The sequence below is a fragment of the Hyphomicrobium sp. MC1 genome (assembly GCF_000253295.1).
Lineage (GTDB): Bacteria > Pseudomonadota > Alphaproteobacteria > Rhizobiales > Hyphomicrobiaceae > Hyphomicrobium_B.
On the sequence record NC_015717.1, the window covers coordinates 1917653 to 1931195 of the forward strand.

The 13543-nt window shown below is 60.7% G+C and carries 12 protein-coding genes and 1 tRNA gene; 7 read left to right on the forward strand and 6 right to left on the reverse strand.

From position 1 onward, the window contains the following. Positions 1-429 precede the first annotated feature (429 nt). From HYPMC_RS09300 to HYPMC_RS09310, 3 genes are all read right to left on the reverse strand, one after another. Positions 430-675: an AlpA family transcriptional regulator gene (locus HYPMC_RS09300; protein WP_013947649.1), complete on the reverse strand. Its 246-nt coding sequence runs from the start codon at positions 673-675 to the stop codon at positions 430-432. Between the two features lie 648 nt (positions 676-1323). Further along, positions 1324-2523, reverse strand: a complete 1200-nt coding sequence (locus HYPMC_RS09305; protein WP_013947651.1) for a site-specific integrase — start codon at positions 2521-2523, stop codon at positions 1324-1326. Positions 2524-2708: 185 nt separating this feature from the next. Continuing rightward, positions 2709-2798: transfer RNA gene (locus HYPMC_RS09310), tRNA-Ser, on the reverse strand. Between the two features lie 230 nt (positions 2799-3028). On the opposite strand from HYPMC_RS09310, the gene HYPMC_RS24935 reads away from it, so the two are divergent. The 7 genes from HYPMC_RS24935 to HYPMC_RS09345 all read left to right on the forward strand — a co-directional run bounded on the left by HYPMC_RS24935 (position 3029) and on the right by HYPMC_RS09345 (position 10590). After that, positions 3029-4243, forward strand: a complete 1215-nt coding sequence (locus tag HYPMC_RS24935; RefSeq protein ID WP_013947652.1) for a septal ring lytic transglycosylase RlpA family protein — start codon at positions 3029-3031, stop codon at positions 4241-4243. A gap of 121 nt (positions 4244-4364) precedes the next feature. Continuing rightward, positions 4365-5543, forward strand: coding sequence for a D-alanyl-D-alanine carboxypeptidase family protein (locus HYPMC_RS09320; RefSeq protein ID WP_013947653.1), 1179 nt, complete (start codon positions 4365-4367; stop codon positions 5541-5543). 30 nt (positions 5544-5573) lie between these two features. Next, the gene (gene tmk / locus HYPMC_RS09325; RefSeq protein WP_013947654.1) at positions 5574-6203 is read left to right on the forward strand and encodes a dTMP kinase; all 630 of its coding nucleotides are present in this window, start codon (positions 5574-5576) and stop codon (positions 6201-6203) included. Next, a complete protein-coding gene (locus HYPMC_RS09330) occupies positions 6203-7324 on the forward strand; it encodes a DNA polymerase III subunit delta' (RefSeq protein WP_013947655.1) in 1122 nt (373 codons plus the stop codon). Before tmk ends, HYPMC_RS09330 begins: the two co-directional genes overlap by 1 nt. Positions 7325-7373: 49 nt before the next feature. Next, positions 7374-8924, forward strand: a complete 1551-nt coding sequence (gene metG / locus HYPMC_RS09335) for a methionine--tRNA ligase (protein ID WP_013947656.1) — start codon at positions 7374-7376, stop codon at positions 8922-8924. Positions 8925-8977: 53 nt separating this feature from the next. After that, complete coding sequence (locus HYPMC_RS09340) at positions 8978-9796, forward strand: TatD family hydrolase (protein ID WP_013947657.1); 819 nt, start codon at positions 8978-8980, stop codon at positions 9794-9796. Then, positions 9793-10590 carry an MBL fold metallo-hydrolase gene (locus HYPMC_RS09345; RefSeq protein ID WP_013947658.1) on the forward strand — a complete coding sequence of 266 codons (798 nt, stop codon included), beginning with the start codon at positions 9793-9795 and terminating at the stop codon, positions 10588-10590. Before HYPMC_RS09340 ends, HYPMC_RS09345 begins: the two co-directional genes overlap by 4 nt. Before the next feature lie 30 nt (positions 10591-10620). Here the strand turns inward: HYPMC_RS09345 and HYPMC_RS09350 are convergent, their stop codons facing one another. From HYPMC_RS09350 to purF, 3 genes are all read right to left on the reverse strand, one after another. Beyond that, positions 10621-11013, reverse strand: a complete 393-nt coding sequence (locus HYPMC_RS09350) for a DUF930 domain-containing protein (RefSeq protein ID WP_013947659.1) — start codon at positions 11011-11013, stop codon at positions 10621-10623. Between the two features lie 206 nt (positions 11014-11219). Further along, positions 11220-11951, reverse strand: a complete 732-nt coding sequence (locus tag HYPMC_RS09355) for an SDR family NAD(P)-dependent oxidoreductase (RefSeq protein ID WP_013947660.1) — start codon at positions 11949-11951, stop codon at positions 11220-11222. Positions 11952-11992: 41 nt separating this feature from the next. After that, entirely contained in the window at positions 11993-13483 is a 1491-nt protein-coding gene (gene purF / locus HYPMC_RS09360; protein ID WP_013947661.1) for an amidophosphoribosyltransferase, read from the reverse strand. Positions 13484-13543 lie beyond the last annotated feature (60 nt).

Below are 13543 nucleotides of genomic sequence, written 5' to 3' on the forward strand. Positions count from 1 at the left end.
GCCAGCATGTCCACACCGATGCATTGTGGCAACCGCTTCATCATAGGTGGCAAGAAACGTCGGGTCACTTTGCCATTTTCCCATTCGGCCGGTCGTTGCGGAGTGAGGCGGCTTCGTCCACCGGCCATCTCGAAGGATGAAATTCCAGGTGCACCAAACTCTCTTGGTCCCCAGATGTTGGATTGCGGGCGGCAGCGGTGCGTCTGCGAACTTGTACGCAGGCTTCGGCGGTATTGAGAGCTTCGCCTCGTGATCGAGGCCATTTGAAAGTGCTTGCACGATGTCGAACCTTTTGAGGTTTCGACAGCACCGCTCTTGCGGTTAAGCCCGGTACAGACTATAATCCGAAGCTGTCATCTTTGGTCGGATGATGTGAAATTCAGGTCGTGCGGCTTAGGCTGTTACGGCCTTTTTCTTTTCCGCACATGCTCATGCTGCGGCCTCAGCGTCACGAGAACGCGGCGATTTTCTCGGCTCCGCAATCGGACGGCTTTCGATCCATTGGTTGACGGCGCTCTCCCGCCAACGCACACCCTGAGTTCCGATGCGAACGCCCGGAGGGAACTCACCGGCCTTCAGCATCTTGTAGAATTTCGACATCCCGCAGCCGATGCGATCGATCACTACCTTGCCGGGCAGAAGGCGGTCGGACGAGCTTGCGTGTGAGTTTTCCATTTCGATCCTCGCGTTTGCATATCGATGCAAATCAGTGTGCGAGGATGATGAGAGTGAATTGAAATCACGTCATCGGGGGAAATTACATCAATTGTGAAACAAAATGTTTCACGTATTATGATAATAAAATCAATTGCCTGACAAGATTTCCGCAAAGCGACGCGCTAGACATTGACCCTTATTTATTGAGAGTTCCATTTTCGTTCGAATTTTCACGGGCACGATTTTTCTTCTTTGTCGATCGCAACAATAAGCGACACCGATTACATAACTCGTTCGCTGATTTCGGTTTAAACTCGGAAGGCAAAACAGGATATACAGCTCTTAAAAAGCGGAACATCGGACCATCGAGGGTTTCGCGGTCGGCCCCCCACGAGCCACGCAATTGCCCTCCTGCGCGCTGATAAAGTAGCAGCAGATGTCTTTCGAAATGCCGACCCTTCTTCCAGATGCGAAAATATGTTTGGTCATCATCGAACCGGAAGAGATTTTCGTATGTCAAACAGAGGTCAAGGAACTGATTTCGCCATTGGCGGATAAGCCTAAGCCTGATCATCTTCTCTAGCTCATCGAAGAATTCTGGCGATAGTTGCGTTCGATCGTAAGTCCGTGAAATGCGCTGGATACGCGCTCTTTGTCTCGAATTCATCAGCCTTTCGCTCCGCAGTATTTTGCCCAAGCATTCATCAGAGACCGTCTCTTCTCCAACAGCTTGCCGCGTCGGTAGGCGGCTTCCACCTTGCTATCGATCGCGTGAGCGAGCGCCATCTCTGCGACTTCACTCGGGAAGTCTGTTTCCTCGCTGCACCAATCTCTGAACGAGCTGCGAAAACCGTGGGCTGTCGCATCGACCTTCAAGCGCCGCAACAGCATCGTCAGCGCCATATCGCTGAGCGGTTTTCCTCTCGTCCTCTTGGAGGCAAAAACAAACTCTGCGTTGGGTGCGAGCCTCTGAGCCTCTTGGATGATCTCAATGGCGCGAGGCGATAGCGGAACGATGTGCTCGCGCTCCGCCTTCATGCGCGAAGCAGGGATCGTCCACAGCTTTGCCCTGAGATCGAACTCTAAAGGCGGAGCGCCACGCACTTCGCCAGAGCGAGCTGCAGTCAGGATCAGAAATTCGAGAGCCAGCTTTATGATGGGATCATGATCGTCCGCGCCGCGTAGCTTCGTCAGAAACGCGGGGAGATCAGCGTAGGGGAGGGCTGCAAAGTGTTTGACGGAGCTGCCTTGCTTGGGAAGGCCGATAGCAGCGATCCGGCAAGGATTTTCGCCGCTCCTATGTCCCGCCGCAGTTGCGTGATCCAAAACCGTTCGAAGGCGCTGAAGAACCCGCCGCGCCGTTTCGGCCTTGTCGGTCCAAATTGGCATCAGAATTTTGAGAATGTCGCCTGTCTCGACTTTGTTGACAGGGCGCTTACCGATCACCGGAAAAGCATAGGCCTCAAGCGTGTTGAGCCATTGATCGGTGTGCTTTCCATTGCGCCATGTCTTTAGGTTCGCTGCATGAACGATCTTCGCGCAATCCTCGAACGTCGGCACGCCCTGCCGCTCAGCGCGTCTTACAGCCACCGGATCAAGGCCGGCCTTGGCCTTCCTACGAATCTCATGCGCCAAATCGCGGGCTTCGCTAAGGCTGACAACCGACGTTCCACCAAGCCCGATATCCCGGCGCCGGCCATTGGTTTGCACCCGCAACACCCAGCGCGATGCGCCGGATTGATCGACGACAAGCATGAGACCGTTGCCGTCGCCATATCGGCCGGGCGTCCGCACCTTCTCGACGAAGAGGGCAGTCAGCCCCTTTTTCTTCCGTGAAACAGGCCGAATGTCATCCTGAATGGCCATGCGCTTCCCCCGAAGCTGCAAATCACCTGTCCCACGTTTTATCCCACAGTTTGTTGCGGATTGGAATGGAAGAGTGCGGAAGAACGCGCAAGAGTGTGGAAACTCAAAAGCCCAATGTTTGCTGGCTGTTTTCAGGAAATTCGGAGCGTAATGGAAGAGTATGGAAGAGTGCGAAATAAGGGTTCTGGCGGAGGGGGTGGGATTCGAACCCACGGTGGACTTGCGCCCACGCCGGTTTTCAAGACCGGTGCCTTAAACCACTCGGCCACCCCTCCAGGACCCACTGCGAGGAGGCCCCCTGGGAGGCGGCCTCGATGCGTATTGTCCCCGGATCGCCCCTCCTAGCGGGTTCCGGCGCCGGCCTCAAGCCCCGGGAGCCCCGCGCTTAACCTGATCCTAAGCAGCGTTTGTCATCATTCCAGCAAGCTTCGGCCATTCTCGCCGTGTGTAGTTGCGGTGTGGGTGCGCTTGGGCGGGCGTAGCGTATCGAGTTGGGTTTGCGTACATGGACAGGGGCCTTTACGGGAGGCTTGCCTGCCGGCTGATGCTGGCAGTCAGTGCCGCGGCGCTTTTGAGCGCCTGTTCGAGCAGCCCGTCGCCGCAATCCCTAACCGGCGTCAATCGCTCCACCTTCACGGAAGACGAATACGGCGTCAGCAGCAGTCCGCGGGTTGCGTCGGGTCGTGTTGCGAAGGGCGGCGGCAAGTTCAAACTTGGTTCGCCCTACAAGGTGGCGGGCAAATGGTACGTTCCCCGCGATAATCCGAATTACGACGAATACGGCGTAGCTTCTTGGTATGGCGCTGATTTCCACGGCCGCCGGACCGCGAACGGCGAGGTGTTCGACGCCAACGCGCTGACTGCGGCACATCCGACGCTGCCGCTGCCGTGCTATGCTTATGTGACCAATATTGACAACGGCCGGACGGTGCTAGTGCGCGTCAACGACCGCGGACCGTATGTCAACGATCGCCTGATCGACATGTCGTATGCGGCGGCCAAGCAACTTGGATTTGTCGGCAAGGGGCGTGCACGCGTCCGCGTGCGGTATGCCGGATTGGCGCCGCTCAATGGCGACGACAGCCGAGAACGGCACTTCCTGGCGCAGCAGAACAACCAGCCGTATCAGGGCCAGCCTTCGCCCGCGCGCGAATATGCGGCGGCCGAGACGAATGCCTCCGACTTGCCTGCAGATGCATCCGATCGGTGGGACCCAAACAGCTATCGCGCGGCGCTCGCGGGCAAGCCCGTGCCGCCAGCACCTGCTCCGGCCCAGAGATCACGGCGCCAGTTGGTGCAGACGGCGAGTATCGGCGAGCCTGATTTTACGCAGCGCATGTCTTTGACGGCCGCGCCGCAGCGTCAGCCGCAACCTGAGCCCGAGCCGTTCGACGCCCCGCAGCCGTTTGCGCCGGCGCAGACTTCGGCCGATAACGGCGACGCCTATCAGCCCGTATCGGCGTACGACGAGCCTGCGAGTAGCGGCTATTCCGGAACCGCGTATGTGCAAGTCGGCATTTTCAGAGATCGCTCCAATGCCGAGAGACTTAGGCGTGAACTTGGCGCTTTGGGTCCGGTGGAAGTAGCGCCTCTACAAGCCGGCAACGGTATGCAAGTCTATCGCGTCCGCGTTGGGCCTTTCTCGCAGGGCGAGGCGTCGCGCGCCCAGAGCCGCATTGCGACATATGGTGTCGCGAATACCGCGATCGTGATGGATTAAGCGGCTCATTGCACAATTCCCGTTAACCCGGCGTTGACCATGTCTCGATGCAGTCGGATACTTCGGTTTCCATCAGTCGGGTCGTCTAGCCAGGCGGCATCACACGGAAACGATTCGAGCGATGTGGAAGACGCGGAGCATTTGTCTCGTCATTGTTGCGATCGCAGGGCTGCTTGCGGTCGTGTTGCAAAATGCGGAAGCCGCTGAGACGGGGTTCGCGACCAAGGCACCGCATGCCATGCTGATGGACGCGGAAACGGGCGCCATCCTCTATCAGCACAACGCCGACGAGCTTTTCCCGCCAGCGAGCATGAGCAAGCTGATGACGCTGGAGGTGCTTTTCCGCGCCATCAAGGAAGGCCGCGTTAAAAAGACCGACGAATACAAGATGAGCGTCAACGCCTGGCGCAACGGCGGCGCACCGTCGGGCACGTCGGCGATGATGGTGCCGGTCAATACGACGGTGACGGTCGATGAGCTTATTCAAGGAGTCGCGGTTCAGTCGGGCAACGATGCCGCCATGTGCATCGCCGAGAACATGGCTGGAACCGAAGGCGCGTTTGCGCGGATGATGAACGAGGAGGCGCGACGGATCGGCCTCAAAAAATCAACGTTCGGCAATTCGACGGGACTGCCTGATCCCCACCAGCTGATGACGGCGCGGGAGCTTGCCATTCTGGCGCGCTACATCATCCGCGAATATCCGGACTTCTACCCGGTTTTCAGCCAGAAGGAATTTCGCTACCGCCAGCATCGCTTCATCAATCGCAATCCGCTGCTGTTCTTGAACATCGGCGCCGATGGCATGAAGACCGGGCATATCGCGGCTGCCGGCTATGGCCTCGTCGGCTCGGCCGTTCAGGACGGCAAGCGGCTGATCGTCGTCGTCAGCGGGCTGGAGAAAGCGGATCAGCGAAAGGACGAGGCTGCGAAGCTTCTGACGTGGGGCTTTCAGTCGTTCAGCGCGGTCAAGCTTTTCAACGCGGGTGAGATCGTCGGGCAAGCGCGCGTCTGGGGCGGGAAGACTTGGTATGTACCGCTCGCCGCCAAGGGCGACGTTATGTTTACGATGCCTAAATATCCGGCAAATCAGCGGATCTCGGCAGAAATCGTCTATAAGGCGCCCCTGAAGCCGCCGGTGAAGAAAGGCGATCAGGTCGCGACGCTGCGTATTTCGAGTTCAAGCAGCGCATCGGCCGAAGTGCCGCTCTATGCTACGGAGGACGTTTCGAACGGCGGGATCGTCCGCCAGGGCGTCGACTCCCTTGTGCTAATGGCCTTGCGCCGGCTGGCACTCTAGATTACGCCCGCCGAAAAGCAGAGGCGAGCCATGAAGCGCGGAAAATTCATCACCTTCGAAGGCGGAGAGGCCACCGGAAAATCGACCCAGTCGAAGCGCCTGGCCGAACGGCTGGAACGCGCCGGCATTCCCGTGATAGTCACGCGCGAGCCGGGCGGCACGCCGGTCGGCGAGGATGTGCGCGCCCTTATCATGAAGGATCGTCCGACCGATCCGGTGACAGAGCTTCTGCTTTTCGCCGCGGCGCGGGCCGAGCATATGACGTCGGTGATCCGCCCAGCGCTCTATGACGGCACGTGGGTGATCTCGGATCGCTTCATTGATTCAACGCGCGTCTATCAGGGCAAGCTCTATGGTCTGGAGCGCGCCTTTATCGAGCAACTGGAAAAGTTCATCGTGGCGCCGGACTACCCGGACTTGACGTTGATCCTTGACCTGCCTGCGAGCGCGGGGATCGAGCGGGCGGAGCTGCGCGGCACGCTATCGCGCTACGACGCCGAGCGCATCGAAACGCACGAGACGCTGCGCGAGGGCTTCCTCGAAATCGCCGAGCAGGAACCGCAGCGCTGCGTGCTGATCGACGGCCATCTGCCGGTGGCGAGCGTCGAGACGGCCGTGTGGCAGGCGGTTACCGCGCATCTGCTCGCTGAGGCCGATTGATGGCGCGTGCGCCATTGGGGGCTGACATCGAGGCGTTGCCGGAAGCGGATCGGCTCGATGATTTTCCGCACCCGCGCGAGACGCGCGCTCTCTATGGCCAGGACGCAGCGCAAGAGGTGTTTGCAGAAGCACTCGCCGGCGGGCGCATGCATCATGCGTGGTTGCTCGCGGGGCCAGCCGGTATCGGCAAGGCGACGCTCGCTTATCTCGTGGCGCGTGCGGCGCTCGCCGAACCCGACGAGCGCGATATGTTCGGGCAGGGTCTCACGATCGAACCGGACTCGCGGACGGATCGGCAGGTGCGCGCGCTTTCGCATCCGGCGCTGTTCGTCATCCGGCGGCCGTACGATCAGAAGACGAAGCGCTTTCCTCAGACTATCCCGATTGACGAAGTGCGCAAGCTCAAAGGCTTTCTGTCGCTCAGCTCGGGCGACGAGGGCCGGCGCGTCGTCATCGTCGACAGCGCCGATGAGCTCAATCAGAACGCGGCCAACGCGCTTTTGAAGTCGCTCGAAGAGCCGCCGGGGCGAACGATCTTCCTGCTCGTTACGTCGGCGCCGGGACGGTTGCTCGCGACGATCCGGTCGCGGTGCCGCGTCATTGCGATGCTGCCTCTCTCGGACAGCGATCTGAAGCGCGCTGCTGCGCAGGCGCTGACGGCGGCGGAGATGGCGCTCCCGGAAGAGCATGACTGGGACAAACTCTTGCCGCTGGCAGGTGGCAGCGTCGGGCGGGCGCTCATCCTGCTCGGCGGCGGCGGGCTTGGCCTGCAGGCTCGTATCGACCATATCCTCGGGGGCCTGCCGAAGCTCGACCTCAGAACCGTGCACGGCCTTGCGGATGAGCTACAACCCGTAGCCCAGGACCGGAAATTCCAGCTCTTCATGGACCTTTTCCAGGCGAGCCTGGGGCGGCTGATCTCGGCAGCTGCGACGGGCGAGGGGGCGCCGCGCGACGTGGAGCTGGCGGCCCGGCTGATCGGGCCTCAGCGCCTTGCGACTTTTGCCGAGCTATGGGAAACACTGGCCCGCGACAAGGCTGACACCGTTACGCTCAACCTTGACCGCAAATCGCTCATCCTCGGAAGTTTCGCGCGCCTCGAGGCAGCGAGCCGCGGCTGAGCAGGGCGCGCACGCGCGCCGCGGCTGACACTGCAGAAAGAATCCGAAAGTGGCGGAAAAATATTACATCACGACGCCGATCTTCTACCCCAACGGCAAGCCGCATATCGGTCACGCGTACACGGTGATCGCGAGCGATACGCTCGCCCGGTTTGCGCGTCTCGACGGCCGCGACGTGTTCTTCCTGTCGGGCACCGACGAGCACGGTCTGAAGATGAAGCAGACTGCCGACAAAGAGGGGATCACGCCGCTCGCGCTGGCTGATCGCAACTCAGCGATCTTCCGCTCGATGCTGGAGGTGCTCGGGACCTCGAACGACGAATTCTTCCGCACGACCGAGCCGCGCCACTACAAAGCCTGCCAGGCAATCTGGGAGAAGATGGCCGCTAACGGCGACATCTACCTCGGCAGCTACGGCGGCTGGTATTCGGTGCGCCAGGAAGCCTATTTCGATGAGAAGGAAACGACCGTCGGCGAGGATGGCGTTCGCCGCGAGCCGCTGGGGTCGCCCGTCGAGTGGACGGAAGAGCAGAGCTACTTTTTCCGCCTGTCGGCCTACCAGGACAAGCTGCTTGCCCACTACGAGAGCCACCCGGAATTCGTCGGGCCGCCTGAGCGCCTGAACGAAGTGATGAGTTTCGTGAAGTCGGGCCTGAAGGATCTTTCGATCTCGCGCTCGACATTCGACTGGGGCGTGCCGGTTCCGGGCGACGACAAGCACGTCATGTACGTGTGGGTCGATGCGCTGACGAATTACATCACGGCCTGCGGTTATCCGGACGAGACGAATGCGAAGTGGCGCTACTGGCCGGCCGACGTGCACGTCGTCGGCAAGGACATCGTGCGCTTTCACGGCGTCTACTGGCCTGCGTTCCTGATGTCGGCGGGCGTTCCGCTGCCCGAACGGGTCTTCGCCCACGGGTTTCTGTTCAACCGCGGCGAGAAGATGTCGAAGTCGGTCGGCAACGTCGTCGATCCGTTCGAGATGGTCGAAACGTTCGGCCGCGATGCCGTGCGTTATTTCTTCCTGCGCGAAGTGATGTTCGGGCAGGACGGCAGCTATTCGGCCGACGTCATCGTCAACCGGATCAATGCCGATCTCGCGAACAACCTCGGCAATTTGGCGCAGCGCTCGCTGTCGATGATCTTCAAGAACTGCGACGGCGCCATTCCGCAGCCGGGCGCGTTCAGCGAAGCCGATGAAGCGATCCTCACTGCGACGGACGGGCTCTACGTCACAGTACGCGCGGAGATGGAACGGCAGAGCATCACCAAATATCTCGATGCGCTCTGGACGGTCATCGCGGATGCCAACCGTTACTTCGCGGCCGAAGAGCCGTGGGCAAAGAAGAAAACCGATCCGGCGCGGATGGCGACGATCCTGTACGTCACGGCTGAATGCGTGCGCCAGTTTGCGATCCTCATTCAGCCGGTGATGCCGGAAAGTGCGGCGAAACTGCTCGATCTGCTGGCGGTTGCGCCGGAGGATCGCACGTTCGCAAGTCTCGGGGCCACCGGACGCCTGAAGCCGGGGACGAAAACCCCTGAACCACAAGGCGTTTTCCCGCGCTACGTCGCGCCGGAGGAAAGCAAGGCGTGAGCGGACAACGCGCCGCACGGCGCGGCGCGGCCTGTAGAGAGTAAAACGACCTGATGCTTGTCGATCATCATTGCCATCTCGATTTTCCCGACTTCGCGCCGGAGCTTGATGATGTCGTTGCGCGGGCGCGCGCAGCAGGCGTCGGCACGCTCGTCACGATCTCGACGCGGATCCGCGAGTTCGACAAGCTGAAGGCGATTACCGAGCGTTTCGACAATGTCTATTGCTCGGTCGGCACGCACCCGAACAACGCGCATGAAGAACTCGACATTCCGCTCGAACAGATCATCGCGCTGTCGAAGCATCCGAAGGTCGTTGCGATCGGGGAGGCAGGCCTCGACTATCATTACGATACCTCGACGCCCGCCGCACAGGCCGAAGGCTTTCGCCGCCACATCGCTGCGGCGCGCGAGACGGGCTTGCCGCTCGAAATTCACACGCGCGATGCCGACGAGGATACGCTCGCCATTCTCGAAGAAGAAACCGCCAAGGGTGCGTTTCCGGCCGTGCTCCATTGCTACACGGGTGGACGGAAGCTCGCGATGCGCGCGCTTGAGCTTGGGCTTTACGTGTCGTTCACCGGCGTGATTACGTTCAAGAACTCGGAAGGCTTGCGCGAGATCGTGCGCGACGTGCCGCTCGACCGGCTGCTCGTCGAAACGGATGCCCCGTTCCTTGCGCCCATCCCGTTTCGCGGCAAGCGCAACGAACCGGCTTATGTCGTGCGCACCGCAGCGGCGCTGGCCGATGTGAAAGGCGTATCGCCTGACGAGATCGCAGCCGCAACGACGGCGAATTTCTTCCGGCTCTACAGCAAGGCGAAGCCGCCGAAATCCATTCCTTCCATAGACGGCGGGTCTGCCGCAGCATGAGCTACAGATGCACGATATTGGGTTGCGGCTCTTCCGGCGGCGTGCCGCGCATTGGCATGAACTGGGGTGCGTGCGATCCTGAAAATCCGAAGAACCGGCGGCTGCGCTGCTCGGCTCTGATCGAACGCACGGGATCGGGCGGACGGACCTCAGTTCTGATCGACACTTCGCCTGATTTTCGCGAGCAGATCTTGTCGACGCGTCTTACCGCGCTCGACGGCGTGCTCTATACGCACGATCATGCCGACCACACGCACGGCATCGACGATCTGCGCATGGTCTCCTTTTCGATGAAGCGTCGCGTCGATGTTTATTTCAACAAGGCGACCGGCGATAGCTTGAAGTCGCGCTTTTCATATTGCTTCGAGACGCCGCCCGGATCGGCTTACATGCCGATGCTCAACGGTCATGAGATCGACGGCGTAACGCCGGTCGCAATTGCGGGCGGCGGCGGCACGATCACCGCACGGCCGATCCAGCAGCATCACGGTTCGATCCTGTCGCTCGGCTACCGGGTTTCCAATCTCGCGTACTCTCCGGACATCAACGACATTCCGGCGGAGTCCCTTCCACTGCTCGAAGGGCTCGACGTCTGGATCGTCGATGCGTTGCGTCACGGCGTGCACGAAAGCCATTTCAGCGTGAAGCAGGCACTGATGTGGGCCGAGCGCCTGAAGCCGAAGCGCACGATCCTGACGCACATGACGAGCGAACTCGATTACGCAACGCTGGCGCGCGAACTGCCGGCGGGCGTCGAGCCGGCTTACGACGGCATGATGATTTCATTTACCTGAGGAAAAGGGCGGCGAGAACGCCGCCTGACGTCATCGCCAAAGGCCGTAATCATCCCATTTCGCTTCGGGGATGAGGCCACCTAGCTTGTACGTGAATGTTTTCGCCCGCATCTGGTCGGGCGTGACCGTGCAGGTGAAATCGAGAAAATACCAGCGGTTGTTGGCGCGCACCGCGCCGCCTTTCGCGGTGACGACGTTGTCCTTGAATATAGCCGGCTTCTGAATGGTCGTGGTGACGCGATCGATGCCCTTCAAATGACTGCCCTTGCGGACGGCGTCGATGCCGCGAAGATTGCAGACTTGGTGCGCACGTTCTTCCGGCTGAAGCTCCTTGAGCACGCGGTCCATCGAAGCATCCGCCAACGCCGTTTGCGTGCTGCCTGCAAACGTAAGCAACAATACAAGACTTCTCTTCGAGAGCATTCCCCTGACTTCCCCTTTGAATTCCCCATCAGTCCGGAACGACCGGAAGCGGCCCCCCGACCGCGATCGTCAAAACGCGCGTTGATGTGACCGTAATGAGGCAACATCCGTCACTGCAGACCTCGCCTGCGCCGCGTGACGGAGGTTTCAGCGATGTTTTGGGAGTCTAGGGACGGCAGCTGTCGAAAAAGTAAATATGGCGCTCGCTAGGCTAATGGCTCGCGCCATTCGCGGAAGTTTATGATCCCGCCGTTTCTTTCGCACTGCGGCGATGCGAGTTCGAGAAAGAGCGGAACAAGATCTTCGGGAGGGGGAAGAGTTGCCGGATCTTCGCCCGGAAATGCCTTGGCGCGCATCTGTGTGCGCGTGGCACCAGGATTGATCAGATTGGCTTTGACGGACGTGCTCTGGAGTTCGGCAGCCCAAGTTTTAACGAGCGCTTCGAGCCCAGCTTTCGACGCGGAATACGCGCCCCAGTAAGCGTATTTGCCGCTGGCGGCGCCCGACGTCACGAACACAGCCCGGCCGGCATCGGAACGCTTCAGCAGCGGATCGAGCGTGCGGATCAGACGCCAGTTGGCGTTGAGGTTGATGTCGATGGTGGAGAGAAAGCCTTCGTCGGTCGTGTGGCCGAGCGGGGAGAGCGGGCCGAGGATGCCGGCGTTGGCGATCAGAATATCGAGGCGCTCCCAGCGCTGATAGATCGTTGGCCCGAGCTGATCGACCCGGTCGCCTTTTTTGAGGTCGAGCTGAAGAAGGGTCGCGGCGCCGCCAAGTGCCCGGATCTCATCGTCAACCGCTTCGAGCCCGCCGAGCGATCGCGCTGCCAGGATAACGTGAGCTCCGGATTTCGCGAGGCCTAGAGCAACGGCGCGGCCGATACCGCGGGATGCGCCGGTGACGAGCGCAATGCGCCCTGAGAGGGGAGTGTCCGTCATGTGTCACTCTTCAAAAGCAACGGACGGACAGGCCGCCCTCATCAGCCGACTTCGGCGAGAAGGGATAGCTGCCTCGGAATGGCTTCGCCACCGTAATCGGTGAGATTGGTCGGGTAATCGCCAGTGAAGCAGTGATCGGTGAACTGCGGCGCACGGTTATCGCGGCCTTCAAGACCGATGGCGCGATAGATGCCGTCAACCGACAGGAAGGCAAGGCTGTCGGCTTCCATGAAGTCGCGCATTTCGTCGAGCGACATGTTGGCGGCGAGCAGGTCTTTCTTGCTCGGCGTGTCGATGCCGTAGAAATCCGGATGCGTAATCGGTGGCGAGGAAATCCGCATGTGGACTTCGGCTGCGCCAGCGTCGCGGATGAGCTGGACAATTTTCTTCGACGTGGTGCCGCGCACGACGCTGTCGTCGATCAGGACGACGCGGTTGCCGCGAATGACGCCGGAGTTCGCCGAGTGCTTGAGCTTGACGCCCAGCTGGCGGATGCGCTGCTCGGGCTCGATAAAGGTTCGGCCGACATAGTGATTGCGGATGATGCCGAGTTCGAACGGGATGCCGCTCTGCTGGCTGAAACCGATAGCGGCGGGCACGCCGGAATCCGGGATCGGCACAATGACGTCGGCGGCGGGCGCGGATTCGCGCGCCAGTTCGATGCCCATGCGCTTGCGGATATCATAAACGGTCTGGCCGCCGACGATGGAATCCGGACGGGCGAAGTAGATGTATTCGAAGATGCATGGACGCGCCGGGCGCATCGGGAAGGGGCGGTGGCTTTCGAGGCCCTCGTCCGTGATGACGACGACTTCGCCGTTATCCACTTCGCGCAGGAACTCGGCGCCGACCATGTCGAGCGCGCAGGTTTCGGAGGCGAGCACATAAGAGGTGCCGAGGCGGCCGATGACCAGCGGGCGGATGCCGATCGGATCGCGGACGCCGATCATCATGTCATTGGTCATGCAGACGAGGGCGTAAGAGCCTTCGACCTGCCGTACCGCATCAACGAGGCGTTCGACGATGCGGCGCTTCTTGGAGCGGGAGAGAAGGTGAAGAATGACTTCCGTGTCGGAGGTCGACTGACAGATGGCGCCGGATGAGATCAGTTCGCGCCGAAGCGTCAGAGCATTGGTGAGGTTGCCGTTATGGGCGACTGCGAAACCGCCGGTATCGATGTCAGCAAAAAGCGGCTGGACGTTACGGATGAGGGGATCGCCGGTTGTCGAGTAGCGATCGTGGCCGATGGCCATGCGGCCTTTAAGGCGGGCGAGAACTTCAGGTTTCGAGAAGTTGTCGCCAACGAGCCCCATGCGGCGCTCGGAGTGGAAGTTGCGGCCGTCGTAGGAGACGATGCCGGCTGCTTCCTGGCCGCGATGCTGCAGGGCGTGAAGGCCCAGCGCCGTGATCGCCGCCGCATCGGGATGGTCGAAGATGCCAAAGACGCCACATTCTTCGCGTAGACGATCATCGCCATAGCGCGTGAACGTGAGGCCATCGATTTTCGTCGTCGCGCCGCCTTGCTGTGCCATAAGGCACCTCCCGCGATTGAGCCGCCCTGCTCCGCCCGATACGCCGGGTAACTAAATTCC

Excerpts from the sequence above, each read along its gene's own strand:
- HYPMC_RS09300 (WP_013947649.1), bottom strand. The coding sequence starts at position 675 with ATGGAAAACTCACACGCAAGCTCGTCCGACCGCCTTCTGCCCGGCAAG.
- HYPMC_RS09305 (WP_013947651.1), bottom strand. The coding sequence starts at position 2,523 with ATGGCCATTCAGGATGACATTCGGCCTGTTTCACGGAAGAAAAAGGGG.
- HYPMC_RS24935 (WP_013947652.1), top strand. The coding sequence starts at position 3,029 with ATGGACAGGGGCCTTTACGGGAGGCTTGCCTGCCGGCTGATGCTGGCA.
- HYPMC_RS09320 (WP_013947653.1), top strand. The coding sequence starts at position 4,365 with ATGTGGAAGACGCGGAGCATTTGTCTCGTCATTGTTGCGATCGCAGGG.
- tmk (WP_013947654.1), top strand. The coding sequence starts at position 5,574 with ATGAAGCGCGGAAAATTCATCACCTTCGAAGGCGGAGAGGCCACCGGA.
- HYPMC_RS09330 (WP_013947655.1), top strand. The coding sequence starts at position 6,203 with ATGGCGCGTGCGCCATTGGGGGCTGACATCGAGGCGTTGCCGGAAGCG.
- HYPMC_RS09340 (WP_013947657.1), top strand. The coding sequence starts at position 8,978 with ATGCTTGTCGATCATCATTGCCATCTCGATTTTCCCGACTTCGCGCCG.
- HYPMC_RS09345 (WP_013947658.1), top strand. The coding sequence starts at position 9,793 with ATGAGCTACAGATGCACGATATTGGGTTGCGGCTCTTCCGGCGGCGTG.
- HYPMC_RS09350 (WP_013947659.1), bottom strand. The coding sequence starts at position 11,013 with ATGCTCTCGAAGAGAAGTCTTGTATTGTTGCTTACGTTTGCAGGCAGC.
- HYPMC_RS09355 (WP_013947660.1), bottom strand. The coding sequence starts at position 11,951 with ATGACGGACACTCCCCTCTCAGGGCGCATTGCGCTCGTCACCGGCGCA.
- purF (WP_013947661.1), bottom strand. The coding sequence starts at position 13,483 with ATGGCACAGCAAGGCGGCGCGACGACGAAAATCGATGGCCTCACGTTC.